The sequence below is a fragment of the Undibacterium sp. WLX3042 genome, from assembly GCF_049544825.1.
Classification (GTDB): Bacteria; Pseudomonadota; Gammaproteobacteria; order Burkholderiales; family Burkholderiaceae_D; genus Undibacterium.
Map to the genome: position 1 here is coordinate 3,793,222 of NZ_CP186698.1, position 26,603 is coordinate 3,819,824.

General features: G+C 53.5%; 24 protein-coding genes and 11 pseudogenes. 21 read left to right on the forward strand and 14 right to left on the reverse strand.

The features are described from left to right. Nucleotides 1–62 precede the first annotated feature (62 nt). From ACPAOP_RS17370 to tnpC, 3 genes are read left to right on the forward strand one after another with little or no spacing between them, the layout of a single operon-like run. A complete protein-coding gene (locus ACPAOP_RS17370) occupies nucleotides 63–461 on the forward strand; it encodes a transposase (protein WP_423710040.1) in 399 nt (132 codons plus the stop codon). Next, complete coding sequence (gene tnpB, locus ACPAOP_RS17375; RefSeq protein WP_070346880.1) at nucleotides 458–805, forward strand: IS66 family insertion sequence element accessory protein TnpB; 348 nt, start codon at nucleotides 458–460, stop codon at nucleotides 803–805. The genes ACPAOP_RS17370 and tnpB overlap by 4 nt, the downstream gene beginning before the upstream one ends. A 29-nt stretch (nucleotides 806–834) precedes the next feature. Further along, nucleotides 835–2,379 (forward strand): IS66 family transposase, encoded by a 1,545-nt coding sequence (tnpC, locus tag ACPAOP_RS17380; protein ID WP_423708834.1) that lies wholly within the window; start codon nucleotides 835–837, stop codon nucleotides 2,377–2,379. 175 nt (nucleotides 2,380–2,554) lie between these two features. On the opposite strand, the gene ACPAOP_RS17385 is transcribed toward tnpC, so the two are convergent. After that, on the reverse strand, nucleotides 2,555–2,899 hold the full coding sequence (locus ACPAOP_RS17385) for a hypothetical protein (RefSeq protein ID WP_423708835.1): 345 nt from the start codon (nucleotides 2,897–2,899) through the stop codon (nucleotides 2,555–2,557). A 474-nt stretch (nucleotides 2,900–3,373) separates the two neighbouring features. On the opposite strand from ACPAOP_RS17385, the gene ACPAOP_RS17390 reads away from it, so the two are divergent. From ACPAOP_RS17390 to ACPAOP_RS17410, 5 genes are all read left to right on the forward strand, one after another. Next, nucleotides 3,374–4,219, forward strand: a complete 846-nt coding sequence (locus ACPAOP_RS17390; RefSeq protein ID WP_423708836.1) for a hypothetical protein — start codon at nucleotides 3,374–3,376, stop codon at nucleotides 4,217–4,219. 126 nt (nucleotides 4,220–4,345) lie between these two features. Further along, nucleotides 4,346–4,537: a hypothetical protein gene (locus tag ACPAOP_RS17395; RefSeq protein ID WP_423708837.1), complete on the forward strand. Its 192-nt coding sequence runs from the start codon at nucleotides 4,346–4,348 to the stop codon at nucleotides 4,535–4,537. Nucleotides 4,538–5,099: 562 nt separating this feature from the next. Beyond that, nucleotides 5,100–5,879: a hypothetical protein gene (locus ACPAOP_RS17400; RefSeq protein WP_423708838.1), complete on the forward strand. Its 780-nt coding sequence runs from the start codon at nucleotides 5,100–5,102 to the stop codon at nucleotides 5,877–5,879. A gap of 107 nt (nucleotides 5,880–5,986) precedes the next feature. Continuing rightward, a complete protein-coding gene (locus ACPAOP_RS17405) occupies nucleotides 5,987–6,193 on the forward strand; it encodes a helix-turn-helix transcriptional regulator (protein ID WP_423708839.1) in 207 nt (68 codons plus the stop codon). 39 nt (nucleotides 6,194–6,232) lie between these two features. Further along, a complete protein-coding gene (locus ACPAOP_RS17410) occupies nucleotides 6,233–6,832 on the forward strand; it encodes a hypothetical protein (protein WP_423708840.1) in 600 nt (199 codons plus the stop codon). Between the two features lie 963 nt (nucleotides 6,833–7,795). Here the strand turns inward: ACPAOP_RS17410 and ACPAOP_RS17415 are convergent. Further along, complete coding sequence (locus ACPAOP_RS17415; RefSeq protein ID WP_079437282.1) at nucleotides 7,796–8,101, reverse strand: hypothetical protein; 306 nt, start codon at nucleotides 8,099–8,101, stop codon at nucleotides 7,796–7,798. Further along, nucleotides 8,098–8,724 carry an AAA family ATPase gene (locus ACPAOP_RS17420; protein ID WP_423680234.1) on the reverse strand — a complete coding sequence of 209 codons (627 nt, stop codon included), beginning with the start codon at nucleotides 8,722–8,724 and terminating at the stop codon, nucleotides 8,098–8,100. The genes ACPAOP_RS17415 and ACPAOP_RS17420 overlap by 4 nt, the downstream gene beginning before the upstream one ends. A 193-nt stretch (nucleotides 8,725–8,917) precedes the next feature. Here ACPAOP_RS17420 and ACPAOP_RS17425 point away from each other — a divergent pair, with 193 nt between their 5' ends. Both ACPAOP_RS17425 and ACPAOP_RS17430 read left to right on the forward strand, forming a co-directional pair. After that, nucleotides 8,918–9,481 carry a hypothetical protein gene (locus tag ACPAOP_RS17425; protein WP_423680235.1) on the forward strand — a complete coding sequence of 188 codons (564 nt, stop codon included), beginning with the start codon at nucleotides 8,918–8,920 and terminating at the stop codon, nucleotides 9,479–9,481. A 1-nt stretch (nucleotide 9,482) separates the two neighbouring features. Next, nucleotides 9,483–9,686 (forward strand): hypothetical protein, encoded by a 204-nt coding sequence (locus ACPAOP_RS17430; RefSeq protein WP_136774625.1) that lies wholly within the window; start codon nucleotides 9,483–9,485, stop codon nucleotides 9,684–9,686. A gap of 101 nt (nucleotides 9,687–9,787) precedes the next feature. Here the strand turns inward: ACPAOP_RS17430 and ACPAOP_RS17435 are convergent, their stop codons facing one another. Next, the gene (locus tag ACPAOP_RS17435) at nucleotides 9,788–10,273 is read right to left on the reverse strand and encodes a hypothetical protein (RefSeq protein ID WP_423708841.1); all 486 of its coding nucleotides are present in this window, start codon (nucleotides 10,271–10,273) and stop codon (nucleotides 9,788–9,790) included. Further along, nucleotides 10,270–11,103 carry a hypothetical protein gene (locus ACPAOP_RS17440; protein ID WP_423710041.1) on the reverse strand — a complete coding sequence of 278 codons (834 nt, stop codon included), beginning with the start codon at nucleotides 11,101–11,103 and terminating at the stop codon, nucleotides 10,270–10,272. Before ACPAOP_RS17440 ends, ACPAOP_RS17435 begins: the two co-directional genes overlap by 4 nt. An 89-nt stretch (nucleotides 11,104–11,192) precedes the next feature. On the opposite strand from ACPAOP_RS17440, the gene ACPAOP_RS17445 reads away from it, so the two are divergent. From ACPAOP_RS17445 to ACPAOP_RS17465, 5 genes and pseudogenes are all read left to right on the forward strand, one after another. Continuing rightward, entirely contained in the window at nucleotides 11,193–12,443 is a 1,251-nt protein-coding gene (locus tag ACPAOP_RS17445) for an IS256 family transposase (protein WP_423682368.1), read from the forward strand. A 113-nt stretch (nucleotides 12,444–12,556) separates the two neighbouring features. Next, nucleotides 12,557–13,774, forward strand: a complete 1,218-nt coding sequence (locus tag ACPAOP_RS17450; RefSeq protein ID WP_200179190.1) for an IS256 family transposase — start codon at nucleotides 12,557–12,559, stop codon at nucleotides 13,772–13,774. A gap of 103 nt (nucleotides 13,775–13,877) precedes the next feature. Continuing rightward, nucleotides 13,878–15,040, forward strand: a protein-coding gene (locus ACPAOP_RS17455; protein ID WP_423708842.1) for an IS3 family transposase whose coding sequence is annotated in 2 segments (ribosomal slippage) — nucleotides 13,878–14,133 and nucleotides 14,133–15,040 — 1,164 coding nt in all. Because the reading frame shifts where the segments join, the coding sequence is not laid out codon by codon here. Nucleotides 15,041–15,120: 80 nt separating this feature from the next. After that, nucleotides 15,121–16,232 (forward strand): IS3 family transposase gene (locus ACPAOP_RS17460; RefSeq protein WP_423708843.1). Its coding sequence is split into 2 segments (ribosomal slippage): nucleotides 15,121–15,382 and nucleotides 15,382–16,232, totalling 1,113 coding nucleotides; the frame shifts between segments, so codons are not numbered across the junction. An 18-nt stretch (nucleotides 16,233–16,250) separates the two neighbouring features. Beyond that, a pseudogene (locus ACPAOP_RS17465) lies at nucleotides 16,251–16,961 on the forward strand (3-hydroxyalkanoate synthetase); the annotation flags it as partial. Nucleotides 16,962–17,257: 296 nt separating this feature from the next. Here the strand turns inward: ACPAOP_RS17465 and ACPAOP_RS17470 are convergent. Further along, nucleotides 17,258–18,175 (reverse strand): annotated as a pseudogene (locus ACPAOP_RS17470) (efflux transporter outer membrane subunit); the annotation flags it as partial. A gap of 103 nt (nucleotides 18,176–18,278) precedes the next feature. Beyond that, nucleotides 18,279–18,983, reverse strand: coding sequence for a TIR domain-containing protein (locus ACPAOP_RS17475; RefSeq protein WP_423708844.1), 705 nt, complete (start codon nucleotides 18,981–18,983; stop codon nucleotides 18,279–18,281). 153 nt (nucleotides 18,984–19,136) lie between these two features. Between ACPAOP_RS17475 and ACPAOP_RS17480 the strand changes: the two genes are divergently transcribed. The 3 genes from ACPAOP_RS17480 (at nucleotide 19,137) to ACPAOP_RS17490 (ending at nucleotide 20,436) form a co-directional block, all read left to right on the forward strand. Beyond that, nucleotides 19,137–19,241, forward strand: a complete 105-nt coding sequence (locus tag ACPAOP_RS17480) for a DNA polymerase III (RefSeq protein WP_423708845.1) — start codon at nucleotides 19,137–19,139, stop codon at nucleotides 19,239–19,241. A 129-nt stretch (nucleotides 19,242–19,370) separates the two neighbouring features. Beyond that, a complete protein-coding gene (locus ACPAOP_RS17485) occupies nucleotides 19,371–19,652 on the forward strand; it encodes a type II toxin-antitoxin system RelB/DinJ family antitoxin (RefSeq protein ID WP_013124611.1) in 282 nt (93 codons plus the stop codon). 136 nt (nucleotides 19,653–19,788) lie between these two features. Next, the gene (locus ACPAOP_RS17490; protein WP_423710042.1) at nucleotides 19,789–20,436 is read left to right on the forward strand and encodes an IS6 family transposase; all 648 of its coding nucleotides are present in this window, start codon (nucleotides 19,789–19,791) and stop codon (nucleotides 20,434–20,436) included. Here the strand turns inward: ACPAOP_RS17490 and ACPAOP_RS17495 are convergent. Beyond that, nucleotides 20,417–20,998: pseudogene (locus ACPAOP_RS17495) on the reverse strand (integrase core domain-containing protein); the annotation flags it as partial. The gene ACPAOP_RS17490 and the pseudogene ACPAOP_RS17495 sit on opposite strands and share 20 nt — an antisense overlap. Nucleotides 20,999–21,534: 536 nt before the next feature. Beyond that, nucleotides 21,535–22,029 (reverse strand): annotated as a pseudogene (locus ACPAOP_RS17500) (GTP-binding protein); the annotation flags it as partial. 115 nt (nucleotides 22,030–22,144) lie between these two features. On the opposite strand from ACPAOP_RS17500, the pseudogene ACPAOP_RS17505 reads away from it, so the two are divergent. Further along, nucleotides 22,145–22,486, forward strand: a pseudogene (locus ACPAOP_RS17505) (MbcA/ParS/Xre antitoxin family protein); the annotation flags it as partial. A gap of 5 nt (nucleotides 22,487–22,491) precedes the next feature. Here ACPAOP_RS17505 and ACPAOP_RS17510 read toward each other — a convergent pair. Then, nucleotides 22,492–22,785: pseudogene (locus ACPAOP_RS17510) on the reverse strand (biotin/lipoyl-binding protein); the annotation flags it as partial. A gap of 501 nt (nucleotides 22,786–23,286) precedes the next feature. Between ACPAOP_RS17510 and ACPAOP_RS17515 the strand changes: the two are divergent. Both ACPAOP_RS17515 and ACPAOP_RS17520 read left to right on the forward strand, forming a co-directional pair. Then, a pseudogene (locus ACPAOP_RS17515) lies at nucleotides 23,287–23,604 on the forward strand (hemolysin D); the annotation flags it as partial. After that, nucleotides 23,597–23,884 (forward strand): annotated as a pseudogene (locus ACPAOP_RS17520) (GTP-binding protein); the annotation flags it as partial. The pseudogenes ACPAOP_RS17515 and ACPAOP_RS17520, both read left to right, overlap by 8 nt. A gap of 718 nt (nucleotides 23,885–24,602) precedes the next feature. Here ACPAOP_RS17520 and ACPAOP_RS17525 read toward each other — a convergent pair. The 4 genes and pseudogenes from ACPAOP_RS17525 to ACPAOP_RS17540 all read right to left on the reverse strand — a co-directional run. Then, nucleotides 24,603–24,827, reverse strand: a pseudogene (locus ACPAOP_RS17525) (HlyD family efflux transporter periplasmic adaptor subunit); the annotation flags it as partial. Nucleotides 24,828–25,485: 658 nt separating this feature from the next. Continuing rightward, nucleotides 25,486–25,707 (reverse strand): annotated as a pseudogene (locus ACPAOP_RS17530) (TolC family protein); the annotation flags it as partial. 124 nt (nucleotides 25,708–25,831) lie between these two features. After that, nucleotides 25,832–25,924, reverse strand: a pseudogene (locus ACPAOP_RS17535) (IS6 family transposase); the annotation flags it as partial. Nucleotides 25,925–26,257: 333 nt separating this feature from the next. Continuing rightward, complete coding sequence (locus ACPAOP_RS17540) at nucleotides 26,258–26,434, reverse strand: hypothetical protein (RefSeq protein ID WP_423708846.1); 177 nt, start codon at nucleotides 26,432–26,434, stop codon at nucleotides 26,258–26,260. Between the last annotated feature and the right edge of the window lie 169 nt (nucleotides 26,435–26,603).

The following is a 26,603-nucleotide window of genomic DNA, read 5'->3' on the forward strand; positions in this document are numbered from 1 at the left end:
CACCGCCGTCTACCCTTGGGTACCGCACGATGCCATGATTGAATTTGGGGCACAAATTGATTGTGTCCACAAATTTATTTATGGACACAATAATTCAACCAGTTACAACCAAGGCGAAACGCGGGCCATATCGCCGTCACAGCGATGAATTCAAGCGTGCCGCTGTCGCACGTACGCAGATTGATGGCGCCTCCGTCTCGCTGATCGCCCGTGAGCTCAAGATCAACACCAATCAGTTGTTCAGTTGGCGCAAGCGTTTCGGTGACCAGGCGCTTGCCGGCGGCAATGCGCCAAGCCAGCTGGTGGCCGTCACAGTGCTCGACACCTTGCCCGCAAGTGCACCGGTCGCCAGCGTCCCGCCCGGCGTGATCGTGCTCAGCGTGGGCCAGGCCCAGCTGCGCCTGGAGGGCCAGGTCGATGCGGCGACGCTGACACTGTTGCTGGCGCGGCTACTGCCATGATCGGTTTGCCAGCAGGCACGAAGATATGGCTGGCCGCCGGCGTCACCGACATGCGTGCAGGCATGAACGGGCTGGCCGTCAAGGTGCAGGCGGCGCTGGCCGAAGACCCGTTCAGCGGCCACGTGTTCGTGTTTCGGGGGCGGCGCGGCGACATGCTCAAGGTGCTATGGTGGAGTGGTGATGGCCTGTGCCTTCTGTCCAAGCGGCTTGAGCGCGGGCGCTTCGTCTGGCCGCAGGCCGCCGATGGCAGTGTCGCACTGACGCAGGCACAGTTATCGATGCTGCTCGAAGGCATAGACTGGCGTCGGCCAGAGCGCACCTGGCGCCCGACAGCGGCCTTGTAAACGTCGCGTACCTCGCGTAAACTCGGTCCATGTTCAACCCTGCCGACCTGCCCAACGACATCGATGCCCTGAAGGCATTGCTGTGGGCGCGTGAGGTCGAAGTGGCGGGCTTGAAAGCGCAGTTGAATACCCGCGCCGCCGAGATCGAGCATCTGAAACTGCAAATTGCCAAGCTGCGACGTATGCAATTCGGCCGCAAGTCCGAAAAACTCGACCACCAGATCGAACAACTGGAGTTGCAGCTTGAAGACTTGCAGGCCGACGACGCCGAGGCCGAACGGGAGATGCCGGCAGCGGACCAGGCGCCGCGCAAACGGGCGGCACGCAAGCCTTTGCCCGAGCATCTGCCGCGTGATGAACAGCGCTACCTGCCTCCCGACGAAGCCTGCCCGTCCTGCGGCGGCAAGCTGCATCAACTGGGCGAGGACGTGGCCGAGCAACTCGAGTTCGTGCCGGCCAGCTTCCGCGTGATCCGTCACGTGCGCCCGAAACTGGCCTGCGGCTGCTGCGACACCATCGTGCAGGCGCCTGCCCCAAGCCGGCCGATTGCGCGCGGTATCGCCGGTCCGGGCCTGCTGGCGCATGTGCTGGTTGCCAAGTTCGCGGATCACCTGCCGTTGTATCGGCAGTCGGTGATCTACGCCCGCGAAGGTGTCGAGCTGGACCGGGCCCTGCTGGCCAGCTGGGTCGGCGCTGCCAGCGCGCTGCTGCGCCCGCTGGTCGATGCCATCCGTAAACACGTACTGGCTGGCACTAAATTGCATGCCGATGACACGCCGGTACCAGTGCTCGCGCCTGGCAACGGCAAAACCAAAACCGGGCGCCTGTGGACCTATGTGCGTGATGATCGGCCAGCTGGCGACAACACGCCGCCGGCGGTGTGGTTCGCCTACTCGCCGGATCGCAAGGGCATCCACCCGCAAAGCCACCTGGCCCAGTTCAAGGGCGTGCTGCAAGCCGATGCCTACGCCGGCTTCAACGCTTTGTACGAAAACGGCGATATCCACGAGGCAGCCTGCTGGGCGCATGCTCGGCGCAAGTTCCACGACCTGCATGCAGCACGGCCATCGCCGCTGACAACCGAAGCGCTGCGGCGCATCGCCGAGCTGTATCGGATTGAAGCAGAAATCCGTGGCAAACCGCCGGACCAGCGCAAGTCAGTGCGGCAGACAGAAGCATGCCCCTTGCTCGACGACCTGGAGCGCTGGCTGCGCACGTCTCTGGAAAAGCTGTCCCGCAAGTCGGACACGGCAGCGGCCATCCTGTATGCCCTGAACCTGTGGCCGGCCCTGACGCGCTACTGCGACAACGGCGCCATCGAGATCGATAACTCGGCAGCCGAACGGGCGCTGCGCGGTATCGCCATCGGCCGACGCAACTACCTGTTCGCCGGCGCCGACAGCGGTGGCGAGCGCGCTGCTGCCATCTACTCGCTGATCGGCACCGCCAAGCTGGGCGGTGTTGACCCCGAGGCTTGGCTGCGCCATGTACTGGCAAATATCGCAGAGCATCCGGTCAACCGGGTTGGCGACTTCCTACCCTGGAACTGTGCCGCACAGCTCCCCTCAGCCTAAACAACACGCCGCTTCCCAGCGGTGTGATGCCATCATCTAGCAAATCAACATCCGGCTCAAGACGGCGTTGGCTTTACGCTTACTCCAAAGGTCAGCCTTTGTCCAAAGCTGAACAGTTTTATAGTTTAGCTTTTTAATTTTCCGGACTCTCGCCACATTTTTTGTCCGTTCTACCTTATTGCGACACAACCCTTGCCCCTGCACCACCCAGTTCTAATAGTGCTTTGCCAGTTCCTCCACATTCGCTACAAACGGTAGGCTGCGGTTCGCCATTACAATACGGGCAGGACGTGTATTCATCGTCAATCGCATTGAGAATTGCTGACAAACGTTCTTCTGGAGTTCCGCGTCCACCTACGAAGTCACGCAGTGCGGCGTCTGTACTCCAACAAGACTCCTCAATAAGGTCGTTAACGACTGCCGCCTGTTCTACATTAAAAACTGCTTCAAGAGCGCGTAGTGCTTCACCTGATGCACGAAGAATTTTTACTTTATCGTTACCGCTTTCTGGGACTGTCATAATTTCTCCTGTAATTACTGACTTCCAGCCAGCGCGGATTTTTCTTTAACCGGTAATAAGTGTGGGGACTTCAACCTTGCCTGAAGTGCTTTTTACGTCACCACTGGAACGGTATCGAACCGTTAAACCCCCACACTTATTACAGCCCATACAAATAGTGATTGCCTCATTATAGATCGAATAATTTAAATATCAATCATAATTTCCGAAGTTAGGCTAGAATTACATTAATTTATTTCAATCATAAAATCCGCATACCCGAGTTTAATCCTTCGTCTCACCTTTTTGACAATTGAGGGCTCTGTAGCAATAGCCGAAGCGGAGTGTGCAGCTGTGATGAGCTAACTCCAGAGCTGGGACCGTCTATGAAAAAGATTAAAGAGTTAATGAAATTATTCAGTTATGGGGTGAGTGATAGTATTCAGAATGCACTAGTACCGCAATTTATTATTTTCATGAGATCAAATCCTCATCATGTCCGAATTAATATTGAAACCTGGCCCTGTCCTTTTATGGCGTAAGTGGGAATACGACGAAGTGACGGAAGAAGGGGGCTATGTTGATCTCGATATCACTACAGCGGCGCACGAATACTTATTTGAATCTATCACGATTGAAAAGGATGTTTTGCTGGCAGATATTTTTCGCTTGCTCGACGCTGCCCCGATATTAATTGCGATATTACGACGAGACTTTAGCGATGAATTATTGGCTGAAGCCAGGAAAGGTGCTTCTTCGTCCTGGAGTCATGACTATGCACCTGATGGCATTGAATTTTTAGAGCTCTATCAAACGTGGCAACTGAATACTGCAACGCGTGAATATGATCCCATACATCGATTGGACTTTCATGGCGTAGGGTATCTGTTACGTGAAGACTTCGACTATGGAAATGGAAATATCTATCCTGCAGGCACGAGAATCCACTGGAGTGTTTCTACAACACATCTTCGCGAGTTACTTCTTATCCCTATACGCTACAACCAAGTCGTCAGCATTTGCGAAAACGATCTCTCTGCAAAAAAATATGGACACGAATTAGAAAAAATCCAGCTGATGGGAATCAATTTAGGACAAGTTCTGCACGGTATTTTATGGGAATTGTCCTGGCATGGAGGGCCGGAGACACAGTCTCAGTTTGTCGAAGAACTGAAAGCGCAGGCAGAGGATATCAATAATCACCGTCCAGACGCTGTTTCCGCAATAGATCCGTATGGCGAGGAAGGTATTTTTGGACAATTAGATGAGCCAGGATTTCAGGCATTTTTCCAACACCTGGGAGCACATTCCAAAAAAAGAGATTGTTTTCACTCTACGTGATCTCGACGATGACGAGCCTGTTCAGGCCGGATTGAGGGAACGTCTCAGCGATGACATTACCATTCACCCCAAATTTGCTACCATGACGGCACGAGCATTTCGAACCTTATTCCGCGAGGCAAAATAATGACTTCAGCCAACACAGTTCCTACCCGGTGGACAGCAAGCTTAATCGATACTGGCGATGGGAGCGGCGATATGATGATTGAGCTGCCAGACGATCTATTGGCGCAATTGGATTTACAGATTGGTGATTCGGTTCAGGTTGACGTCTCTGAAGACAAATCGAAGTTACTGATGAGAAAAGTAAATACGTAAATCAAATAGATAAGACGATATCTCTTTAGGAATGAACTTTTTTTAGTCTATACAAATGACAACGCTAAAAGGCATAAGGTGCAAATGACTGCACGCCAAGAGGTCAAACTTGTTTTTTGCTGAGCATTCTCATATACTGATTATATATACAGTATCCAATCATGAATGCACCCATTCCTTTTTCCCGTACAGTTTCGAGCCTGACGTTATTTGAAAGTCCGGTACACGCAGGCTTCCCATCGCCAGCTGCGGACTACGCACAAAAGGGTTGTGTCGCAATAAGGTAGAACGGACAAAAAATGTGGCGAGAGTCCGGAAAATTAAAAAGCTAAACTATAAAACTGTTCAGCTTTGGACAAAGGCTGACCTTTGGAATGATCTGTGTCTCTGTAAATCTGCTCTTACGCATTTCTGTTCTCCCTTGGCATATAAGTTTGCCTCAAGAACTCTAGTTATGCATGGCTTGATTTTACGGGAGGGTTACAATCTGTGTCTCTGTAAATCTGCTCTTACGCATTTCTGTTCTCCCTTGGCATATAAGTTTGCCTCAAGAACTCTAGTTATGCATGGCTTGATTTTACGGGAGGGTTACAACACGAAACAATCGTTTTCACCAGTTGAGGTTGCATTTCTAATTAATGGAATTGACCCTTCATCAGACTTGGCGAAAAAGGAGGGATTGCCAGAAGATACTTATAATTTAATGGAGCGCGCTTTTGAGAGCGCGCATGCTTATTATTCTGAGTGCATCATTGGTAGAGTTGAATCCGCCCGAGAACCGTTAATTTTTGAGTTATTAAGCGATGAATTTCGCCGTTTGGTCGAGGGTTATCTTGGGATTTTCCCAATTGAACATCAACCAATTCCAGGCATTTCAAGTTTAGACTTCGATAATGTATTGAGAAAAATTGATTATCTTAGGCCATTGCGTCCTGAGGAAATAAATTTATCTAAATGGTTGAGCAGCTTTGGATCAAGCATCTTTCCAAGACAAAAGCTTTCTCGTCGAGTGATGCATAAGTGGCTTGTTGATAACAATATTGGATCTGTTTATAAGTTTATAAAAAATGCGCCAATGGCTCTTGGTATTCGTGATGATGAACTGAGAATTCCTCAAAAACAAAAGCTGCCAGAACCAAAGCCTTTGGGTACAAACGAAAAAAACACTCTACTTACCTTGATTGCTGTGTTGGGGAATTATGCTGGATTAGATGTAAATGCTAGGGGTGCGGCAAAAAATATTTCCAAACTCACGGAAGAGTTCGGAGCTCCTATTACAGATGACACCATAATCAAGGTATTAAAGGCAATTCCATTAGCACTTGAATCGCGCATGAAGTAAGAGTAAAAACGAATTCGGTTTTTGGAATTCCGAATTTGGACACATGGGTAAGTATAAATTGCATAGTTCAACCCTTCGCGCTACGGCGTATTTTAAAAGGGTATCTCATGTCACCACGAATTATCAGACTCAGCGAGTTAGCAACCACCGCAAATAAGCCAGGTAAGCTTCCTGTGAGCCCGGCGACAATATGGCGTTGGGTTCGTCAGGGTAAATTTCCAAAGCCATTCAAGTTGGGTGAATCGGTAACGGTTTGGGATGCTTCTGAAATTGAAGCGTTCATAGAAAATCGTTACAGAAATAGCCAATCATGAATTTCTGGTCGTTCCATTTGATATTGGTGGGGATGGATCATGGCTAAGCAGAAGAAAAACAATGGCCAATCTGGGCGATATATCTCGCTGTACCATGATCTATTGCATTCACCAGCTTATCGTGTGTTGAGTTCAGCGGGAAAAACTTTGCTGATTGATCTGAGAATGTCGTATAACGGAAGTAATAACGGCAATATTAATGCGGTGTTCTCTGAGTTGAAGCATCGGGGCTGGAAATCACCTACTACGTTGTTTAAATCGCTTTACGAATTGCGTTCGCTAGGATTCATTGCTCTAACGAGGGCTGGTGGACTCAAACAGGGTACTCGCGTTTGTTCGCTTTATAGGTTTACTGATTTAGACGTGTTTGATATACCAAAGCACGGCATACAGGCGGTAAAGGCCACCCATGATTACAAAGCATACAAGACATTGAGTGAGGCAACGCAAGCCTTAACTGATGGGTGTCGTAAGTTAAAAGCGGAGGGTATTCAAAAGCAATCGATAAAAAAATCGCCTGTACAGAAAAAAGCATCCACCGCTTCAAAAAATGTACTGGAAATTGAATTTTCCAGTTCAAAAACTGAACATAGGTCCAGTTCATCGCTACAAAATATGAACTCTGAAATGGTCTGTTGAAATTGTGCGGAAACCTATATAAATCAATAGGTTCCGCTCAATATTCTGCCTCTCCTCCCAATTCATTCGCCTAGTTCAAAAATTGAACTGCTTTATAGCTATGCCAGGTATGTCGTTAAATCACCGCATCTAGATCTGAAAGTACTGAGTACCAATCATCAACTTTGTCAGTTTTTGATTGCGTCCATCTCAATTCAAGCTAGTGTCCTATCGAAATTCCACATCCTTAACAACCCGATGATTTGTATTTAAGTAAATCGCTTTTTCATGTTGACTGCTGATAAGCAGACTCGGCATCTTTATATGACTAATTTTTGGAGGCCGCTCAATTGCGCATGTCATACCTTTAGATATAGGCAATTAGTATTTTAAGTGCCATCGATATAAATTAAATTTGTTATGCAAATGCATTTACAGTAAGCGTCCGCCCACCGCCGTCTACCCTTGGGTACCGCACGATGCCATGATTGAATTTGGGGCACAAATTGATTGTGTCCACAAATTTATTTATGGACACAATAATTCAAGCCTCCAAAGGTCAGCCTTTGTCCAAAGCTGAACAGTTTTATAGTTTAGCTTTTTAATTTTCCGGACTCTCGCCACATTTTTTGTCCGTTCTACCTTATTGCGACACAACCTCTGGAAGTACCGAAGGCCGCCACGGGCAGCACCCAGCACTCGCTCATTCATTCCGGCTCGCACCACAATCAGAAGACCCTTATCACCGGGCTCCACGCGGGCGGCGGAAACCGACCCAGCGGCGATGAGTTCCTTCAAAACCTTCGGCGCGACCACACTAGCAGTTGTCGTCAGCATCGTTTATACCCTATTCCGCGCCCAATCGCAACGATATCAGAAAACGTCGCGCCTGTCGCTGTATGGTGTGGGTGTCGTCACTTGTATGGACTATAGTCCATACTCGAAATCGTTATGTATATACATAGATAGGTATATACATACCTATCAGCGCTTGAGGAAGGCTTCCAGCGCCTCGACCACGATGTCCTTCTCAGTGACACGGCGGCCGGTCTGCTTGGAGCGCGCACTGGCCTCTTCGCGCAGCCGATCAGCCAGCTCTTCGGGAAAGTTGAAGATTTTTTGCACCCGTGCGCGGCCATAGCGCGGGCCTTCCTCGACCACGGGCGGCGTTGCTGCCGGTGCAGGCGCGGCGGGTGCCGCAGGCTTTTCGGCGCGATCAGCAGCGCCACTTTCCAAAAACTCGTTCAGGTCTTTGCGCTGGGCAAAGCCGATGTCCGGTTTTGCCTTCATGCCATCACCTCACGGAAGAACGCTTCCATCTCGCTGATCGCTGCTTGATCGCGGCCCAGCTCCTGAACGGTCGCGCCCTCGCCGATGGCGCGGCGGAAGGCCACGCGCTCGCAGACCTTGGTGGGCAGCACAGTCAGCTTCTGCTCGGCCAAGAATTCCAGCATCTCGGCCGCATCCTTGGTGCGCGGATCGACGCGGGTCAGCAGCACGCGCACGTCCAGCTCGGGGTTGTAGTCGCGGGCCAGCTCGACGACTTCCAGCAGGTCAGTCATGGCCGCTGCGTCCAGATTGGAGGCACCGACCGGGATCACGGCACGCTGGGCCAGCAGCAGCGCGGAGCGCAGGCCCACGGAATCACGGCCGCCTGCATCCACGACGACGTGCTCAAAGCCGGTGGCCAGTTGCTTGCCTTCGGCCAAGATCGCCTTGCCCGCGAGGCAGGTGGTGGTGGGCGACGGGTCGTACTGCGTCTCACGACGCCATGCGGCCCAGCTCGCGGCCGAGGCCTGCGGGTCGCCGTCGATGAGCAGCGTCTTGCCCTGACGGGCCAGCATCACTGCTAAATGCACGGCCGTCGTCGTCTTAGAAACGCCGCCTTTGGTATTTACGCAGGCAAAAATCATGGGGTGCTCCTATCTATGTATATACCTACCGATTGCAGCAGCATAGCTGCTCACCATCGCCCTTGATGGTCTGCCGCGCATCCGGCGCGTAGGTATGTATATACCTACCGACCACAAGCGAATAGTAGCAGACTTTTGCGCCATCGCGTATAGTTTTAGTTGTACGCAACAACAAGCAGAAGAGAACGCACCCATGCAGTTCAAGATCATCCGGCACCGCGACAAGGACGGCACTTACCGAGAGGGGCACAGAGTCCAGTGCCTGCGCCGGGTGCGCGAAGTAACGCCGGATTTTCCCGAGGGGAAGAACGTGCAGCGCGTGGTGGCCAAGTTCGACCGCGAAGCGCGCGAGCTGCCTGCCGATGCGCTGGCCATCCTCACCCCGGCCGAAGTCGAAGAGTGGCGGGAGTGGCGCGTCCGGCAAGACGAAGAAGAGTTGAAGGCAGCAGCGCAGTTCGAGCTGGACACGCTGGCCGAAAGCACGCGGGTGGCTCGGGTCGGGTTGGCCAAGGGCTACGCCACCACCACCACCGAAAACGTCGCCGCCATCCGCAAGGAAATCCGGGCGCTGATACGGGTTGCCAGCGAGCTGGGCCTGATGCCGGAGCCGGTGAGAGGGCGACCGGTCATCGAAGAGGAAAGCGAGATCACCTTGCTGCCGAACTTCGCGCCACCCGGCACGCCCGCCTATGAGTCCTACCAACGGCTGCTCGATGAGCACGAGAGAAAGAAAGCACAGACCAACGAAGGAGGCTGACATGCGCTACTGGACATTCGACCCCAACACCTGCCGCTTCGAGCGAGCGAGCAAGCAAGCCGCTTTGCACGCCGCAGACGTGGCCGTGGTCAACGACGACACCGACGTGCAGGTCATCAGCGATCACCAGCCGCCCAAGCGCTGGCCCAGCGGCGAGCCGCTGGTGGTGGCTGGCGTCGAGTTCGAGCGCGAGTTGTTCGAGTAGGTATGTACCTCCAAAGGTCAGCCTTTGTCCAAAGCTGAACAGTTTTATAGTTTAGCTTTTTAATTTTCCGGACTCTCGCCACATTTTTTGTCCGTTCTACCTTATTGCGACACAACCGTGCGCGTTCTTTCAATGCGCTCAGTGGGCGCTACGACCTCTACCTGGCCTTGGAAAATCGCCACCCCCTCCTGGCTGGTGCAGGTGCAGTCCAGCGTGACGTGATGGGTGGCCGTGTCTTTGCTGCTCACCTGCATCTGCACGGTCAGCCTGTCGCCGGGCCGAACGGCTCCGAGCAAGCGCAGGTTCTGGCTGACATATTGGGTTCCAGGCCCCGGCAGGCGTGTTCCCAGCACAGCCGAGATCAGGGCGTTTGCACAAATGGCCTCCGTGGTGCCCCGCGAGGGCGAAGACACCGAAGATTCCGGATCCACATCGCCCGATTGCAGCGCGAACATGTGGATGTCTTGCGGCGAAAACGCGCGTTCGAGGCTGGCGCTGTCGCCGATGGCGATCTCGTCGAAGGTGCGGTTGCGCAGAACCTGCAATGCGTCGGCGGCGCCATCGACCGGTGCGGAGGACGTCGTCATTTGCCTTTCCCTCGCCGTGTTTGACTTGTCCGCGGGGCGGCTGGCGTCTTGGACACAGTTTTCTGCGTAGCAGTTTTCTTCTGAGGCGCCTTAGGCTTTGGAGAGGATGTCTTGGAGGTCGTGTTTATGGCCGGAGCGGAGGTGTCACTGGCGGAGCTCGGCATGGCTGGCGCCGCATTCGCATCCTCGACCGCAGCGGATGTGCCACTGGCAGAGCGTGGCATGGCGGTTGTCGACTTCGCGTCCACGACCGTAGCGGAGGTATCAGTGGCGGGACTTATCACGGCGGGCGCCGAAGCCGCCTGCGCTTGGCGCTCGGCCTGCTCGAACAAGGTAGAAACCTGTTCCAGCCTGGTTTGTTCTTGTGCGGACAGCACACCGCCGCTGCCAATCACTTGCACGATCATTCCCGCCACCTGGCGGATGTCATCAGGCGCTATGCCGTTGAGCAATCCGGGGATGGCGGACACCGTGGCGTCCTCGTCGAGCCTCATGAGCAAAGCCTGCCGACGCACGAGGTGGCGAAAGGCCTGCATGTCGAAGTCGCTGCCCAGGCGGGGACGCACCAGTTGCTCTGCGTGCCGGAAGTGCCGCTCGTCGGCCTCGCCACGCGCCGCGAGCACGAAGAACAGTGCCCGTATGACGGCTTCGGCGAGCCCGCCGCTGTGAATATCCGCTTCGAGCCGTGTCAACTCTTGCGCCAGATACTGGCGATGCTCGGGCGTCTCGCTGGGACGGGGTCGCGGCGGTGCATCGTCGTGCAGGCTCTGTCCAGTCATGGCCTGCACCAGCGGCAGGCTGTACAGCGTGTCAAACGCCTGTGCGTAGATCTGGTCGCGGCAATCACGAGCCTGTAAGAATTTCTGTGTGAACCGGGGTCATGAAATAATACCGAAAGGGATTTGCCATGACCGATACGATGACCACGAAAAAACCTCGCAAAAAGAAAGAACCATACCCATTTCCAGTTGAGCTGGTTGATCAGCTGCTGGCCCAAGTTCAGAACAAGGACGCCGAGTCGATTCTTGGCGAATCTGGCTTGGCAGGGCAGCTCAAGAAGATGCTGGCCGAGCGCATGTTGGCAGCCGAATTAACGCATCACTTGGCCAACGAGGAAACGACCAGCAAAAATCACCGAAACGGCACCACGCCCAAGAGGGTGCTGGCACCGGGCGGCGAACTTCACCTCGACATCCCACGTGACCGCCTGTCCAGTTTTGAGCCGCAACTGGTGGCCAAAGGCCAGCGGCGCATGCCGGGCTTCGACGACCATGTGATCAGCATGTACGCGCGCGGCATGAGCGTCCGTGAGATCCAAGGGCATCTGCTGGAACTGTACGGCACAGAGGTGTCGCCGATGCTGATCTCGACCATCACGGACGAAGTGATCGACGAAGTCACCCAGTGGCAGCAACGACCACTGGAAGCGATGTACCCGATAGTCTACTTCGACGCTCTGCGCCTAAAGATCCGCGACGAAGGCACCGTGAAGAACAAAGCGGTCTACCTGGCGCTGGGCATCCGAGCGGACGGCTGCAAGGAGGTGCTAGGGCTGTGGATCGAGCAAACCGAGGGTGCCAAGTTCTGGCTGAAGGTGTTTAACGAGCTCAAGAACCGTGGGCTGGACGATATTCTGATTGCTGTCGTTGACGGCTTGCGCGGCTTCCCAGAGGCCATTGAAGCGGTTTATCCGCAAGCGCAGATCCAGACCTGCATCGTGCACTTGATCCGCAACTCGACCACGCTGGCGGCCTGGAAGGACCGCAAGGAACTGGCTGCAGCATTGAAACCCGTCTACCAAGCCGCCAATGCCGACTTGGCCGCAGCGGCGCTGGACGCGTTTGAGGCTGGGCCGTGGGGCAAGAAATTCCCGACCGTGGCGGCGATGTGGCGGCGCCAGTGGCAGCAGGTGATGCCGTTCTTTGCCTACCCGCCGGAGGTACGCACCATTATCTACACCACCAACGCCATCGAGAGTCTGCATATGCGCCTCAGGAAGATCGTTAAGAACCGTGGGCACTTCCCCAGCGACGAGGCAGCGACTAAACTGCTGTTCCTAGCCTTGCGCAATATTGAAAAAGATTGGAAGATGCCACAGCGCACTTGGAAGCTGGCGGCCAATCAGTTTGCCATCATGTTTGGCGAACGCTTCACCAACGCGATTAACTAAAACCCGGCCCCGCACACACAGAATTTCTTACACGTCCGAGCCTGTAAATAAATTTGTGTAAATGTCCACGGTCTATTAACCTCTCGAGCGAGGAATTACCGATGGACATTTTAATGGATAGAGAAAAACTGAAAGCTTTGGCAAAGGAGCTTGCCAAGGACATCAAGACGGAAGCGGATCTGAATATGCTTTCGAGGGAGCTGGTCAAGCTCACTGTAGAAACCGCCTTAAATGCCGAACTCACTGAACATTTGGGTTACGAGAAGCATTCGGATAGCAAGCCAGGGCGAGGAAATACACGCAATGGCAGTACCGCAAAACGTCTCAAAGGTACGCATGGAGAAGTAGAAATTCTCACGCCACGAGACCGTGACGGTAGCTTCGAGCCGCAGCTCTTGCGCAAAGGACAAACGCGCTTAACGGCGATGGACGATCAAATTCTGACGCTGTACGCCAAGGGACTATCGACCCGCGAAATTGTGCAGACTTTTAAAGAAATGTACGATGCAGACGTCTCGCCTACATTGATTTCCAAGGTCACGGATCGAGTTCTAGAGCAAATCACACAATGGCAATCGCGTCCACTCGATCCCATTTATTCGATCGTCTATTTGGATTGTATCGTCATTAAAATTCGCGACAACATGCGCGTCATCAACAAGGCGATCTACTTGGCGCTTGGCGTGAATATGGAGGGTAAGAAAGAGCTACTCGGTCTGTGGATGTCCGATAATGAGGGAGCGAAGTTCTGGCTATCCGTGCTGACTGAACTAAAAAATCGTGGCGTGCAAGATATTCTAATCGCTTGCGTCGATGGCCTTAAAGGTTTCCCTGAAGCGATTGCCGCCGAATACCCAGAAACCCGCATTCAGCTATGCATCGTCCACATGGTGCGCAACAGCTTGAAGTATGTGTCGTGGAAGGACTACAAGGCTGTTACTGCTGATCTCAAGCGAATTTATCAAGCCACGACTGAGGATCAAGCATTGACTGAATTAGAGCGCTTTGGCCAGCAATGGAGTGAACAATATCCGCAAATTGCCAAATCATGGACGACACACTGGGTCAATCTGCGCACGCTATTTGAGTATCCCCCAGAAATACGCAAAGCGATCTACACGACCAATGCGATTGAGTCACTTAACAGCGTCATCCGTTCGGCAACCAAGCGCAGAAAGCTATTTCCAAGCGATGAATCAGCCATGAAAGTAGTCTATCTTGCCATCTCTCAGGCTGCAAAGAAATGGACCATGCCGATTCACAATTGGCGTATGGCCTTAAATCGTTTTATGATTGAGTTTGGTGATCGCATTCAAAAATACGATCACTGACTTGTTCCGTGGCATTTACACAGAAATTCTTACAGGCTCTGTAGTGGTCTAATGTACCCGGACACTGATTTAGGCGAGAATACTCGTCATGGAGAGGTGTTTGATGAACAAGCAAAGACGTACATTTTCCCCTGAGTTCAAACTGCAGGCAGCCTGTCTGGTACTGGATCAGGGATACAGCCACGTGGAGGCAAGTCGGTCAGTCGGCATTGGCGAATCGGTGCTGCGGCGCTGGGTACAGCAGTTGCAACTGGAGCGACAAGGCGGCACGCCACCGGGCAAGGCCATCACGCCAGATCAACAGCGAATACAGGAACTTGAGGCGCGCGTTGAGCGTCTTGAGCGAGAGAAGGCCATTTTAAAAAAGGCTACCGCGCTCTTGATGTCGGAAGGGATAGAACGTACGAGGTAATCGATCAGATTTGTGGTGACGAATCCATCGAGTTGATCTGTGCGGTGTTCGATATAGCACGATCTTGTCTCTACGCGCATCGGGAGCGCACTCGGCAAATAGATGTTGAGCGCTTGGCATTGCGTAGCCGTGTGCACGAACTGTTTGTCGAGAGTCGTAGTTCGGCTGGGAGTCGCAGCATCGTAGGCATGATGCGTGAGGAAGGCACGGCAATTGGCCGCTTCAAAGTCAGCCGTTTGATGGAAGAATTAGGGCTAGTCTGTAAGCAACCTGGCAGTCATGCCTATAAGCAGGCTACGGTGGAACGGGTTGATATTCCGAACCACCTCAATCGAGAATTCACAGTGGAGGCGCCTAATCGGGTCTGGTGCGGAGATATCACCTATGTCTGGGCGCAGGGGCGATGGTATTACCTGGCTGTGGTGTTGGACTTGTTTGCGCGCCGCGCAGTGGGCTGGGCATTCTCGCTGCGTCCCGACGCTGACCTTGTTGTGCAAGCACTGGAAATGGCTTACGAGCAGCGAGGACGACCTCAGGGATTACTGTTTCATTCGGATCAGGGTAGCCAGTACGCCAGCCGAAAATTCCGCCAGCGCTTGTGGCGCTATCGGATACGACAGAGTATGAGTCGTCGGGGAAATTGTTGGGATAACTCCCCGATGGAAAGGCTGTTCCGCAGCTTTAAAACGGAATGGCTGCCGTCAACCGGTTACATGACGGCACAAGAAGCACAACGGGACATCAGCCACTACCTGATGCACCGGTATAACTGGATACGGCCACATCAGTTCAATCAAGGACTGGCACCGGCCGTCACTGAAGAAAAACTTAACGTAGTGTCCGGGATGGGTTGACCACTACACGGTAATCATCCCGAAAATTAACAGACGCTAAAAGTAGAATTTTCTCGTATGATCAACGCAGGAGATTCTTGATGAAAACATCCAAATTCAGTGACAGCCAGATACTGGCTATTTTAAAGCTGGCAGAAGCAGGAGCACCTGTCCCCGAACTTTGCCGTGAACATGGCATGAGTTCAGCTACTTTTTACAAATGGCGCGCCAGATTTGGCGGAATGGATGCATCCATGATGGCCCGTCTGAAAGAGCTTGAATCAGAAAATGCCCGGCTGAAAAAAATGTATGCCGAAGAGCGACTCAAAGCGGACATTCTCAAAGAGGCCATTGAAAAAAAGTGGTGAAGCCGTCGCGCCGGCGGGAGTTAGCGCAAGAGGCGGTGCGGGAGAAATCCATTCCGGTCAGACTGGCCTGTGCGATGTTTGGTATCAGCGAAACCTGCTACCGGTATCAACCCCGGCTGGCAGATGAAAATGCTGAAATCGCAGACTGGCTGCTGCAGTTGACTACAACCTACCGGAACTGGGGTTTTGGCATGTGCTTCTACTACCTGCGCAACGTCAAACGCTTTGACTGGAACCATAAGCGCGTGCGAAGGATTTATCGTGAACTGGAGCTGAATTTGCGGATCAGGCCGAAGAAGCGGCTGAAACGCGAAACGCCCGATGCACTGCTGGTACCTGAAGCCATTAATCATTGCTGGTCGATGGACTTCATGCATGATCAGCTTGAGGATGGCCGCAGCTTCAGGTTGCTGAATATCATTGACGACTTTAACCGCGAAGGACTGGCGATAGAGGTTGACTTCTCACTGCCGTCAGAACGGGTCATCCGCACGCTGAATCAGGTGATTGAGTGGCGTGGCAAACCAAAGAAAATTCGCAGTGATAATGGTCCGGAATACATCAGTGCTTTACTGGCTGAGTGGGCAGCGAGGCACGGGATTGAACTGAAGTTCATCCAGCCTGGCAATCCACAGCAGAATGCTTACGTCGAGCGGTATAACCGAACGGTTCGCGGAGAATGGTTGGATCAGTATTTATTCAGTAGTATTGAAGAAGTCCGGGAGCATGCGACAGAATGGCTATGGTTTTACAATAACGAACGTCCGAACAAAGCCGTTGGTGGCGTACCACCGAAATACAAAAAGGCATTAACAACCCCGTCTTCTACTTCTATCGTCCATTAAAAAGGGGATGATTACCGTGATTGCCGCGACCAGATCTACGCACAGGCGTTTGACACGCTGTACAGCCTGCCGCTGGTGCAGGCCATGACTGGACAGAGCCTGCACGACGATGCACCGCCGCGACCCCATCCCAGCGAGACGCCCGAGCACCGCCAGTATCTGGTGCAAGAATTGACCCGCCTCGAAGGAGCCGTTCACAGCGGTGGGCTGGTGGAAGCAGCCATACGGGCACTGTTCTTCGTGCTGGCCGAGCGTGGCGAGGCCGATGAACGGCATTTTCGCCACGCAGAAGAGCTGGTGCGCCCCCAACTGGGCAACGACTTCGACATGCAGGCCTTCCGCCACCTCGTGCGTCGCCAGGCTTTGCTCATGAGGCTCCTCGAGGACGCCGCGGTGTCCGCCATCCCCGGGCTGCTGAACAACGTAGCGCCTGATGACATCCGACAGGTTGCGGGGATGATCGCGCAGGTGCTCGGCAGCGGCGATGCGCTGTCCGCACCAGAGCAAGCCAAGTTGAAGCAGGTGTCTACCCTGTTCGAGCAGGCGATCCGCCGGGCGCAGGCGGCTTCGGCGCCCGCTATGCCCTCTGCCCATGACGCACCCTCTGCGGTCGCGGACACGAAACCCAAGACCTCCTCGCCAAAGCCGAAGGCGCCTCAAAAGACAACCGCGTCCAAGACACCCGCCGCGCCGCAGACAAGACAAACACGGCGAGGAAAAAGCACATGACGACTTCGCCCAAACCGGTCGATGCCACTGCCGATGCATGGCATGTCCTGCGCAACCGCACCTTCGACGAGATCGCCATCGGCGACAGCGCCAGCCTCGAACGCACGTTTTCTTCGCAAGACATCCACATGTTCGCGCTGCAATCGGGTGATGTGGATCCAGAACCTGCTGTGTCCTCAAGCGCTCGGGGCACCACGGAGGCCATTTGTGCAAACGCCCTGATCTCGGCTGTGCTGGGAACACGCCTGCCGGGGCCTGGAACCCAATATGTCAGCCAGAACCTGCGCTTGCTCGGACTTGGCCAGGCGTGCGCGTTCGCTTTGCGCTTCCAGGTTGGCTCTCTGGATCGTCAACTGCTCAGCCAGCCAGTGCTTTGCGCTCAGCGCATCGGCCACCTCGCGGAAGGCTGTTTGAATGGTTTTTTCGTATCCGGCGACGGCGATGTCGCGGCGCACTTCGCTCAGTTCCAGAATGGCGCGTCGGCGCCCGCCATCGAAGATGGGCAGTGACAGGGTGGGCATGAAGGTCCAGGCGCGACTGCCGGAATCGAACAAGCCATTCAAGTCGGAGCTGGCCGTGCCGAAGCTGCCAGTCAGCGCAATGCGCGGCAAGAACGCCGCGCGGGCCGCGCCGATGTGGGCATCGCTGGCACGCAATTGGTGTTCGGCGGAAATGATGTCCGGGCGACTGACCAGCAGCTCCGAAGGCAGGCCGGCCCGGAGTTCGGCCAGCACCGTTGTTTCATCGAAGGGTGCCTTGGTGGGCAGCGGGCCAGGATCGGCACCTACCAGCAGTGCCAGCGCGTGCAGTTGCGTGGTGCGAGCTTGCTCAAGCTGCGTCAGCAGCGCCTGAGCTTGGTTCAGCAGGGTCTGGACCTGTGTGAGATCCAGCTTCGAGGTCGAGCCGACTTCGACGCGGCGCCGGAAAATGCGATAGGACTCCTCGCGGGTGGTCACGGTTTGCCGTGCGATCGCCACGCGTTCGTCGATCTCGCGCAGGCCAAGATAGCCGTCTGCCACCTGGGCGATCAGCGCCAAATGGACGGCCTGGCGAGCCGCGTCGGAAGCCAGCCAAGTTTGCAGGGCGGCGTCTTCCAGGTTGCGGATCCGGCCCCACAGATCCAGCTCCCAGGTGCTCAAACCCACCTCGGCCCGATATTCGCCGCCCACCTGCGACCGGCCCGACATGTTCAGATCGCCAGGGACGCGGGCGCGTCCGCGCACTTGGAAGCTGGCGGCCAATCAGTTTGCCATCATGTTTGGCGAACGCTTCACCAACGCGATTAACTAAAACCCGGCCCCGCACACACAGAATTTCTTACACGTCCGCATAGCCAGACGCTTTAAGATCCTTAATGATGCTATAAGCAACCTCTTCGATACTGTTTTTGAATTCCTTGTAGATCATACCGCTTACGTCACTTGGCAGTGAAACGTCTCCAGTGTAAAGACAGCAAACTCTTGATCTACCTAACTTACCAACAAAATATCCAAACTCGAAAATCACATTTGGCCTTGCCCTGTACTCTTTTTGTCTAGCATCATCACCTTTTTGTTCATCTGCTTTAACGTAAGAAACCTCGTCAGGTGTTAGCAATATGAATGCGTAGCCAACATCACTGTGCTTTTCGAACTTCTCAATGATTGTTAAACCTTCATCGGCTTGCCTGTGCAAAACTACTGGTTCCAAGCCAATTTCATGCAAAAAAACTTCTAGATTAGTTTTCGCAATTTCGTCGTGTCCATGAACAACGAATACTTTTTTTGTCTTTGCGAGAGTTCGCTGTGGCTCACTAATCGGAACAGTCTCCGTGATTGTGGCATTGCGTAGTGGAATTAGCTCAAGTCGCTCAATAATTGAATCAATGCGATGAATTTTACGGTCTATATCTTTGTATAGTTCGGAAATTTGTTCGCCAAGAGATGGTTCGTGCATGCTAACTAAAGGCAAGCTAATACCGTGTGAATATTCCTCTGCAAGCTCTTCAGTAGAGCCTGTAAATAAATTTGTGTAAATGTCCACGGTCTATTAACCTCTCGAGCGAGGAATTACCGATGGACATTTTAATGGATAGAGAAAAACTGAAAGCTTTGGCAAAGAAGCCCGCTCGCAGCCTTCGAGCATGTCAACCTCAAACGCCGGTTTGCCAAGGCCCGCAAGATCAAGGAAGTGGGAATGGCCCGCGCGTTGCAGATGGTGGGCCTTCCTCTCGATGGCGCTCACCACCGAGGCCTCGACGACGCGCGCAACATCGCCAAGCTGCTGCCGTGGTCGCTGTAAGTAGGTATATATATATACCTACCTATATACATACCTAAAGACGGGACACCGGGGGGGGAGGGTGTCACCTTGCGATTGTGGGCGGCGTGCGATACAATGTATCTCAATCAGTCGCAATAGGAGGCCGTCATGGCTGCTACCACCACTATGGTTCACGTTCGCGTGGACGAGAACGTCAAGGCGCAGGCTGCGGAAACGCTGGCCTCGATGGGCCTGACCGTCTCCGATGCGATCCGCGTGTTCCTGACCCGTGTTGTCGCCGACAAGGAACTGCCGTTCGCGCTCAAGGCACCGAACGCCACCAGCCGCGTTGCCATCGCCGAGGCCAACGAGATCATCAAGAGCCGTCGCGCTCGCTTCGCAACCGCTGACGCTCTGCTGAATGACCTCGAAGAAGCCAGCCGCAAGTAAGCGGGCGAACCGGTTGTGTCGCAATAAGGTAGAACGGACAAAAAATGTGGCGAGAGTCCGGAAAATTAAAAAGCTAAACTATAAAACTGTTCAGCTTTGGACAAAGGCTGACCTTTGGAGGAAGGTTCTTAAACGACTGCATTATCCGTTGGAAGTCATGATGCTTTGTGTGCGATGGTACGTGGCATACCCGTTGAGTTTTCGTCACATTGAAGAAATAATGCAAGAACGCGGCGTTGTCGTTGATCACGCCACGGTACATCGCTGGGCTGTGAAGATGTTGCCTGTGCTGGCCAAGATATTTCGTTCACGTAAGCGCTCCGTAGGTCGGAGTTGGCGCATGGATGAGACGTATATCAAGGTGAAGGGTCAATGGAAATATTTGTACCGAGCCGTTGACCGTGAAGGACAAACCATCGATTTCCTGCTCACGGCCAAACGCGATCTGGCTGCTGCGCGTCGCTTCTTTGAGCGTGCTATTGGACAACACGATTTACCTGATTCGATCACGATTGACAAAAGCGGCGCCAATACCGCAGCCATCCTCAGTATCATCGCTGACACCGGCGCTGACATTCAGATGCGTCAGAACAAGTATCTTAACAACATCGTTGAACAAGACCACCGGGCCATTAAGCGAATAACCCGACCCATGATGGGGTTCAAAAATTTCCATTGTGCACAGGCTATCATTGCGGGTATTGAAACCATGCATATGATTCAGAAAAGGCAAATGATACCTGCCTCCTGTAAACCTCCCCCAATCAGTGCCAGGTATTACTAGAGTTTTGAGGTTGATGAAATAATCGGTATTCAACAGGTGTCATCCCGTTGAGCGAATCATGTGGACATTGCTCGTTGTAATCGTTCATCCACAATTCTGTTCTTTCTTTGACCTCCTGCAAGTTCTTAAAAACATACATATCTAATACCCCTTGGCGGTAGCTGCGGTTGAAGCGTTCAATAAAACCATTTTGCATGGGTCTACCTGGTTCGATAAACTCCAGATGAACATCATGCTTTTGCGCCCAATCAGCTAAGGTTACTGAGATAAATTCAGGTCCATTGTCCATTCTGATCTGTGCCGGAAAGCCACGCCAGGCAACGATCCTCTCAAGCACCCGGATGACTCGGGACGCGGGTAAATTTAAATCAATTTCAATCGCCAGTACTTCCCGATTAAAATCATCGACGACATTGAAAGTTCTAAAACGCCTTCCACACCATAAAGCATCACTCATAAAATCAATGGACCAACTCTTGTTGATTTCGTCGGGCACTACCAATGGTTGCGGGTCTCTTGTTGGAAGTCGCTTTTTACCAATGCGGCGCCGGTTCATCTTTAGTCTATGGTTCTTTCTTTTTGCGAGGTTTTTTCGTGGTCATCGTATCGGTCATGGCAAATCCCTTTCGGTATTATTTCATGACCCCGGTTCACACAGAAATTCTTACAGGCTCACTAGTTGCGATTTGATCTGACAATTCCGCACGTCAAACCGGGTGAGTGTCAGATCAGGTTGCAACTACTACAATTTCATAACGAACGAGCCGCACAAACACTGGCTTCAATTCGTGACAAGCTACTTCCCCGCTTGATTTCCGGTCAGTTACGATTGACGGACATTAATATTGAACAATCCGAAACATCCTAATGAACAAAAAAAAATTCACGGTTAAGCTCACCGATGGAGCTATTGACAACGGTTACATCCGGATTGTGGAATCAAATGACTTCTTTCCAGAGAGATTTTGGGCGGATGAGAATGGAAAAAGTGTAGTGGTCAACCCATCCCGGACACTACGTTAAGTTTTTCTTCAGTGACGGCCGGTGCCAGTCCTTGATTGAACTGATGTGGCCGTATCCAGTTATACCGGTGCATCAGCCTGGGAATTCGTATTTGGACAGCAATTCGCGCACTTCCATTTCTACCAGTTCCAGCAACTCAGCGTCATCAACCATGTCGCATTTGTTCAGGAAAACGATGATGTATGGAACGCCAACCTGACGAGCCAGCAGGATGTGCTCACGTGTTTGTGGCATTGGGCCGTCTGCTGCGGAGCAAACCAGGATCGCGCCGTCCATCTGCGCTGCACCGGTGATCATGTTTTTAACATAGTCAGCGTGGCCTGGGCAGTCAACGTGAGCGTAGTGGCGTGTTGCTGTTTCGTATTCAACGTGCGCAGTATTAATTGTAATACCGCGTGCTTTTTCTTCTGGTGCTGCGTCGATTTCGTCGTATTTCTTCGCTTCGCCACCGAATTTTGCAGACAATACTGTTGCAATCGCTGCTGTCAATGTTGTTTTACCGTGATCAACGTGACCAATTGTACCTACGTTGACGTGCGGCTTGGTGCGTTCGAACTTACCTTTTGCCATTTTCCAACGGATAATGCAGTCGTTTAAGAACCTTGCAGAGGGTACTTTTGATGAGGCTTTTGCGAAAATCGTCCATACCAAACTTTACCAGATCCGCTTATTGCGACACAACCGTCTTAAGACCTTTTTCAACATCGCATCCGCATGGAAGTTGACGAATGATCAGGAGATGATTTTACTGGGTTCGCCAAGTCGCTCTAATTTTTATAACTGGAAGCGGAATCCATCTGCTGCCAATCTCAACCGGGATACGCTGGAGCGTATTTCTTATATTTTAGGAACATACAAAGCACTGCAGATTCTATTGCCAGATCCTAAAGCAGCCGACGAATGGATTTCAAAGCCAAACGCAGAAGCTATATTCGGAGGAGAGTCTGCCTTGGCCAGAATGTTGTCTGGCAATGTGTCCGACTTGTTCGTGGTACGGCAATACCTCGATGCTATTCGGACAGGATGAATGATACGCATGGCCAGGGCCTCGTCGCGCTGCGCTTCCAGCGTTTCCAGCCGCATCTTGGCCAGTGGCTGGCCGGCTGTGACGAAATCGCCTTCACGCACCAGGATGTCTTCGATACGTCCGGGAAGCTTGGTGGCGATGTCGATCTCGGTGGCTTCGATGCGGCCATTGCCGTTGACGAATCCTTCGCCGGGGCCGGTGTCGGCAAATTTCGTCCAGCCCCACCAGGCCAGCGCGATAACAACCGCTGCAGCGGCAGCGACCAGGAGTTTTTTCTTGAGAGAGGGGGAGACAGTCATGGGTTCGGCGTGCCTTAACGGGTTGATGGGGTGGAAGCGGGAGTCGAGGCCGCACCCTGTGCCTCGCCGGCTGCGGCGAGGGTGCCGCCGCCGAGCGCGGCATACCCAAAGGTCAGCCTTTGTCCAAAGCTGAACAGTTTTATAGTTTAGCTTTTTAATTTTCCGGACTCTCGCCACATTTTTTGTCCGTTCTACCTTATTGCGACACAACCGTTTCGAATGCCTTTGCTTGGGTTAGACCATCTGGCATCACCAAGAATGATGCCACTTTAAAAAATTGCTCAGTCGTAGACGCATCCTCGCCCGAAATACGATGCAGTGGTCCCCGTTTTTTCGTCTCTATCATGTTCTTGCCTTGTTTTTTATTCTCAACATTGAATTGACGCTTAATCGTAAGCGTCCGCCCACCGCCGTCTACCCTTGGGTACCGCACGATGCCATGATTGAATTTGGGGCACAAATTGATTGTGTCCACAAATTTATTTATGGACACAATAATTCAACGAACTGGACGCCGCGCAACGGCGCCTGACACGCTCCAGCACGCTGTCGAGTGAGGGAGCCGCCTCGATCCAGGAACTGGACGATGACCGGGCGCGCGTACGGGGCGCCCAGGCGACCCTCGCGGCCAGCAAGGCACAGGCCGCCGCTGCCCGCGCCGCGGTCGAAGCCGCCAGGGCGCAGCTTGTCGGCGCGCAGTCCAGTGTGTCCGCCGCTACGGCCAGTATCAGCCGCATCGAAGCCGACATCCGCGACAGCGAACTGCGGTCTCCGCGCGACGGACGGGTTCAGGTGCGTGTCGCGCAACCCGGTTCCATACATCATCGTTTTCCTGAACAAATGCGACATGGTTGATGACGCTGAGTTGCTGGAACTGGTAGAAATGGAAGTGCGCGAATTGCTGTCCAAATACGAATTCCCAGGCGACGACCTGCCTATCATCCAGGGTTCTGCAAAACTGGCGCTGGAAGGCGACAAAGGTCCTCTCGGCGAAGAAGCCATCCTGAAACTGGCTGACGCACTGGATACTTACATCCCAACACCAGAACGCGCTGTTGACGGTGCCTTCCTGTTGCCAGTTGAAGACGTATTCTCCATCCCCCGTGTTCCCCGGCTGGTTGATAGGGCGCTCTTCCTGTGTCGTAACCCGATGTGCCGGGTTCACTCGCGCCCTGTGTTGATCTGCATTGTGAAATCTGAAAACAAACGACTGGACGGTTGTTTTCAATTATACGTTACAATCGGTTGTGTCGCAATAAGGTAGAACGGACAAAAAATGTGGCGAGAGTCCGGAAAATTAAAAAGCTAAACTATAAAACTGTTCAGCTTTGGACAAAGGCTGACCTTTGGAGGGCCCGAAGCCTGGCCCGCGCATCTTGGATCAGGCACCGACGGCGCCCACGCGGGAGAGCTTGCCTGGCAGGCGTACTTCACCGACCCCCTGCTGCAACGCCTCATCGAGACAGCGCTGGAGAACAACCGCGATCTGCGCCTGGCCGCGCTGCGTGTCGAGGAAGCCAGCGCCGCATTCCGCATTCAGCGCTCGGATCGATTTCCTGCCGTGGGCGTGGGTGCCCAGGGTGGACGCGCCCGCGTCGCACTTGGAAGCTGGCGGCCAATCAGTTTGCCATCATGTTTGGCGAACGCTTCACCAACGCGATTAACTAAAACCCGGCCCCGCACACACAGAATTTCTTACACGTCCAATACCGAGCCTGTAAGAATTTCTGTGTAAATGCCACGGAACAAGTCAGTGATCGTATTTTTGAATGCGATCACCAAACTCAATCATAAAACGATTTAAGGCCATACGCCAATTGACTGGCGGTTTCCACCGTCTTGGGGGTGAACTGCGCTGCGCTGGCGACGAAGGAAACGGTGGCTGGAATCACATACTCGGGCGCGGCATCCAGAATGATGCGAACCTCCGAGCCCAGCGCAACGCGGCCGGCCACGGTTTCGGGCAGGAAGAAGGTGATGTACACGTCCGACAGATCAAGGAGGTTCAAGACACGTCCGCCCGCTCCAAGCACCTCACCGGGTGGTTACGACACAGGAAGAGCGCCCTATCAACCAGCCGGGGAACACGGGGATGCACATATCAACAAGGAGATGAAGTGGGCTTGACAGCACTTGCAAGCAAGAAAGTAGGGCTTGCGGACACCAGCCACGAACCCCGCATTGCGGGGGTGGCAGCCATTCCCTCCTCTGCGACCAGACCCTCTTCAGCCCGATACCTGTACGGAACGTGACCATGCTCCCAACTGGGATGGGAAGGGGTGGTACCAACTCGCTATGGTCATCAGGCATAACTTGTCGACTTGCTGTGGCCACCTTGCTCTGTGGGGCACAACAAATCCAATTCAGAAGAGTTCAGTAGAATGTGCGTCGTTTTTCACTCGCACCAATCTCAATTTATTATTTATTCCTGGTTATGATTTGTACCAACATTCATTGGCTCACACTTCATATTGCTCACTTGCAGCCTATGACCATGCTCCCAACTTCCCCGTTGTTTCCCGCGTTCAGATTGCGCGCTGCCTCGTTGGCCCTGAGCGCCGTCGTCTTGACCGGCTGCATGTCGCTCGCTCCGGCGCCAGGCACCCCGCCATTGCCCGTGCCCGAAGCCTGGCCCGCGCATCTTGGATCAGGCACCGACGGCGCCCACGCGGGAGAGCTTGCCTGGCAGGCGTACTTCACCGACCCCCTGCTGGCCGCACCCTGTGCCTCGCCGGCTGCGGCGAGGGTGCCGCCGCCGAGCGCGGCATACAGCGCCACCTGGCTGGACAGCAGCGCGCGGCGCGCCTGTACCAGTTGTTGCTGGGCTCCCAGCAGATCGCGTTGGGCATCCAGCACTTCCAAGAAGGCGGCCGAGCCGTTGTCGTAGCGCAACTTGGCCAGGCGTGCGCGTTCGCTTTGCGCTTCCAGGTTGGCTTCCAACGGATAATGCAGTCGTTTAAGAACCTTCCAGAGGGTACTTTTGATGAGGCTTTTGCGAAAATCGTCCATACCAAACTTTACCAGATCCGCTTATTGCGACACAACCCACACAAAGCATCATGACTTCCAACGGATAATGCAGTCGTTTAAGAACCTTGCAGAGGGTACTTTTGATGAGGCTTTTGCGAAAATCGTCCATACCAAACTTTACCAGATCCCTCCAAAGGTCAGCCTTTGTCCAAAGCTGAACAGTTTTATAGTTTAGCTTTTTAATTTTCCGGACTCTCGCCACATTTTTTGTCCGTTCTACCTTATTGCGACACAACCCCGACGTGCAGGTCATCAGCGATCACCAGCCGCCCAAGCGCTGGCCCAGCGGCGAGCCGCTGGTGGTGGCTGGCGTCGAGTTCGAGCGCGAGTTGTTCGAGTAGGTATGTACCTCCAAAGGTCAGCCTTTGTCCAAAGCTGAACAGTTTTATAGTTTAGCTTTTTAATTTTCCGGACTCTCGCCACATTTTTTGTCCGTTCTACCTTATTGCGACACAACCAGAGGAAGGCCCACCATCTGCAACGCGCGGGCCATTCCCACTTCCTTGATCTTGCGGGCCTTGGCAAACCGGCGTTTGAGGTTGACATGCTCGAAGGCTGCGAGCGGGCTTCGGCCCGGCGACAGGCTGACCGTGCAGATGCAGGTGAGCAGCAAAGACACGGCCACCCATCACGTCACGCTGGACTGCACCTGCACCAGCCAGGAGGGGGTGGCGATTTTCGGTTGTGTCGCAATAAGCGGATCTGGTAAAGTTTGGTATGGACGATTTTCGCAAAAGCCTCATCAAAAGTACCCTCTGCAAGGTTCTTAAACGACTGCATTATCCGTT

What these genes read in the sequence shown, in the direction of transcription:
- tnpB (WP_070346880.1), top strand. Translation starts at nt 458, where the DNA reads ATGATCGGTTTGCCAGCAGGCACGAAGATATGGCTGGCCGCCGGCGTC.
- tnpC (WP_423708834.1), top strand. Translation starts at nt 835, where the DNA reads ATGTTCAACCCTGCCGACCTGCCCAACGACATCGATGCCCTGAAGGCA.
- ACPAOP_RS17385 (WP_423708835.1), bottom strand. Translation starts at nt 2,899, where the DNA reads ATGACAGTCCCAGAAAGCGGTAACGATAAAGTAAAAATTCTTCGTGCA.
- ACPAOP_RS17390 (WP_423708836.1), top strand. Translation starts at nt 3,374, where the DNA reads ATGTCCGAATTAATATTGAAACCTGGCCCTGTCCTTTTATGGCGTAAG.
- ACPAOP_RS17395 (WP_423708837.1), top strand. Translation starts at nt 4,346, where the DNA reads ATGACTTCAGCCAACACAGTTCCTACCCGGTGGACAGCAAGCTTAATC.
- ACPAOP_RS17400 (WP_423708838.1), top strand. Translation starts at nt 5,100, where the DNA reads ATGCATGGCTTGATTTTACGGGAGGGTTACAACACGAAACAATCGTTT.
- ACPAOP_RS17405 (WP_423708839.1), top strand. Translation starts at nt 5,987, where the DNA reads ATGTCACCACGAATTATCAGACTCAGCGAGTTAGCAACCACCGCAAAT.
- ACPAOP_RS17410 (WP_423708840.1), top strand. Translation starts at nt 6,233, where the DNA reads ATGGCTAAGCAGAAGAAAAACAATGGCCAATCTGGGCGATATATCTCG.
- ACPAOP_RS17415 (WP_079437282.1), bottom strand. Translation starts at nt 8,101, where the DNA reads ATGAAGGCAAAACCGGACATCGGCTTTGCCCAGCGCAAAGACCTGAAC.
- ACPAOP_RS17420 (WP_423680234.1), bottom strand. Translation starts at nt 8,724, where the DNA reads ATGATTTTTGCCTGCGTAAATACCAAAGGCGGCGTTTCTAAGACGACG.
- ACPAOP_RS17425 (WP_423680235.1), top strand. Translation starts at nt 8,918, where the DNA reads ATGCAGTTCAAGATCATCCGGCACCGCGACAAGGACGGCACTTACCGA.
- ACPAOP_RS17430 (WP_136774625.1), top strand. Translation starts at nt 9,483, where the DNA reads ATGCGCTACTGGACATTCGACCCCAACACCTGCCGCTTCGAGCGAGCG.
- ACPAOP_RS17435 (WP_423708841.1), bottom strand. Translation starts at nt 10,273, where the DNA reads ATGACGACGTCCTCCGCACCGGTCGATGGCGCCGCCGACGCATTGCAG.
- ACPAOP_RS17445 (WP_423682368.1), top strand. Translation starts at nt 11,193, where the DNA reads ATGACCACGAAAAAACCTCGCAAAAAGAAAGAACCATACCCATTTCCA.
- ACPAOP_RS17450 (WP_200179190.1), top strand. Translation starts at nt 12,557, where the DNA reads ATGGATAGAGAAAAACTGAAAGCTTTGGCAAAGGAGCTTGCCAAGGAC.
- ACPAOP_RS17480 (WP_423708845.1), top strand. Translation starts at nt 19,137, where the DNA reads ATGGCCCGCGCGTTGCAGATGGTGGGCCTTCCTCTCGATGGCGCTCAC.
- ACPAOP_RS17485 (WP_013124611.1), top strand. Translation starts at nt 19,371, where the DNA reads ATGGCTGCTACCACCACTATGGTTCACGTTCGCGTGGACGAGAACGTC.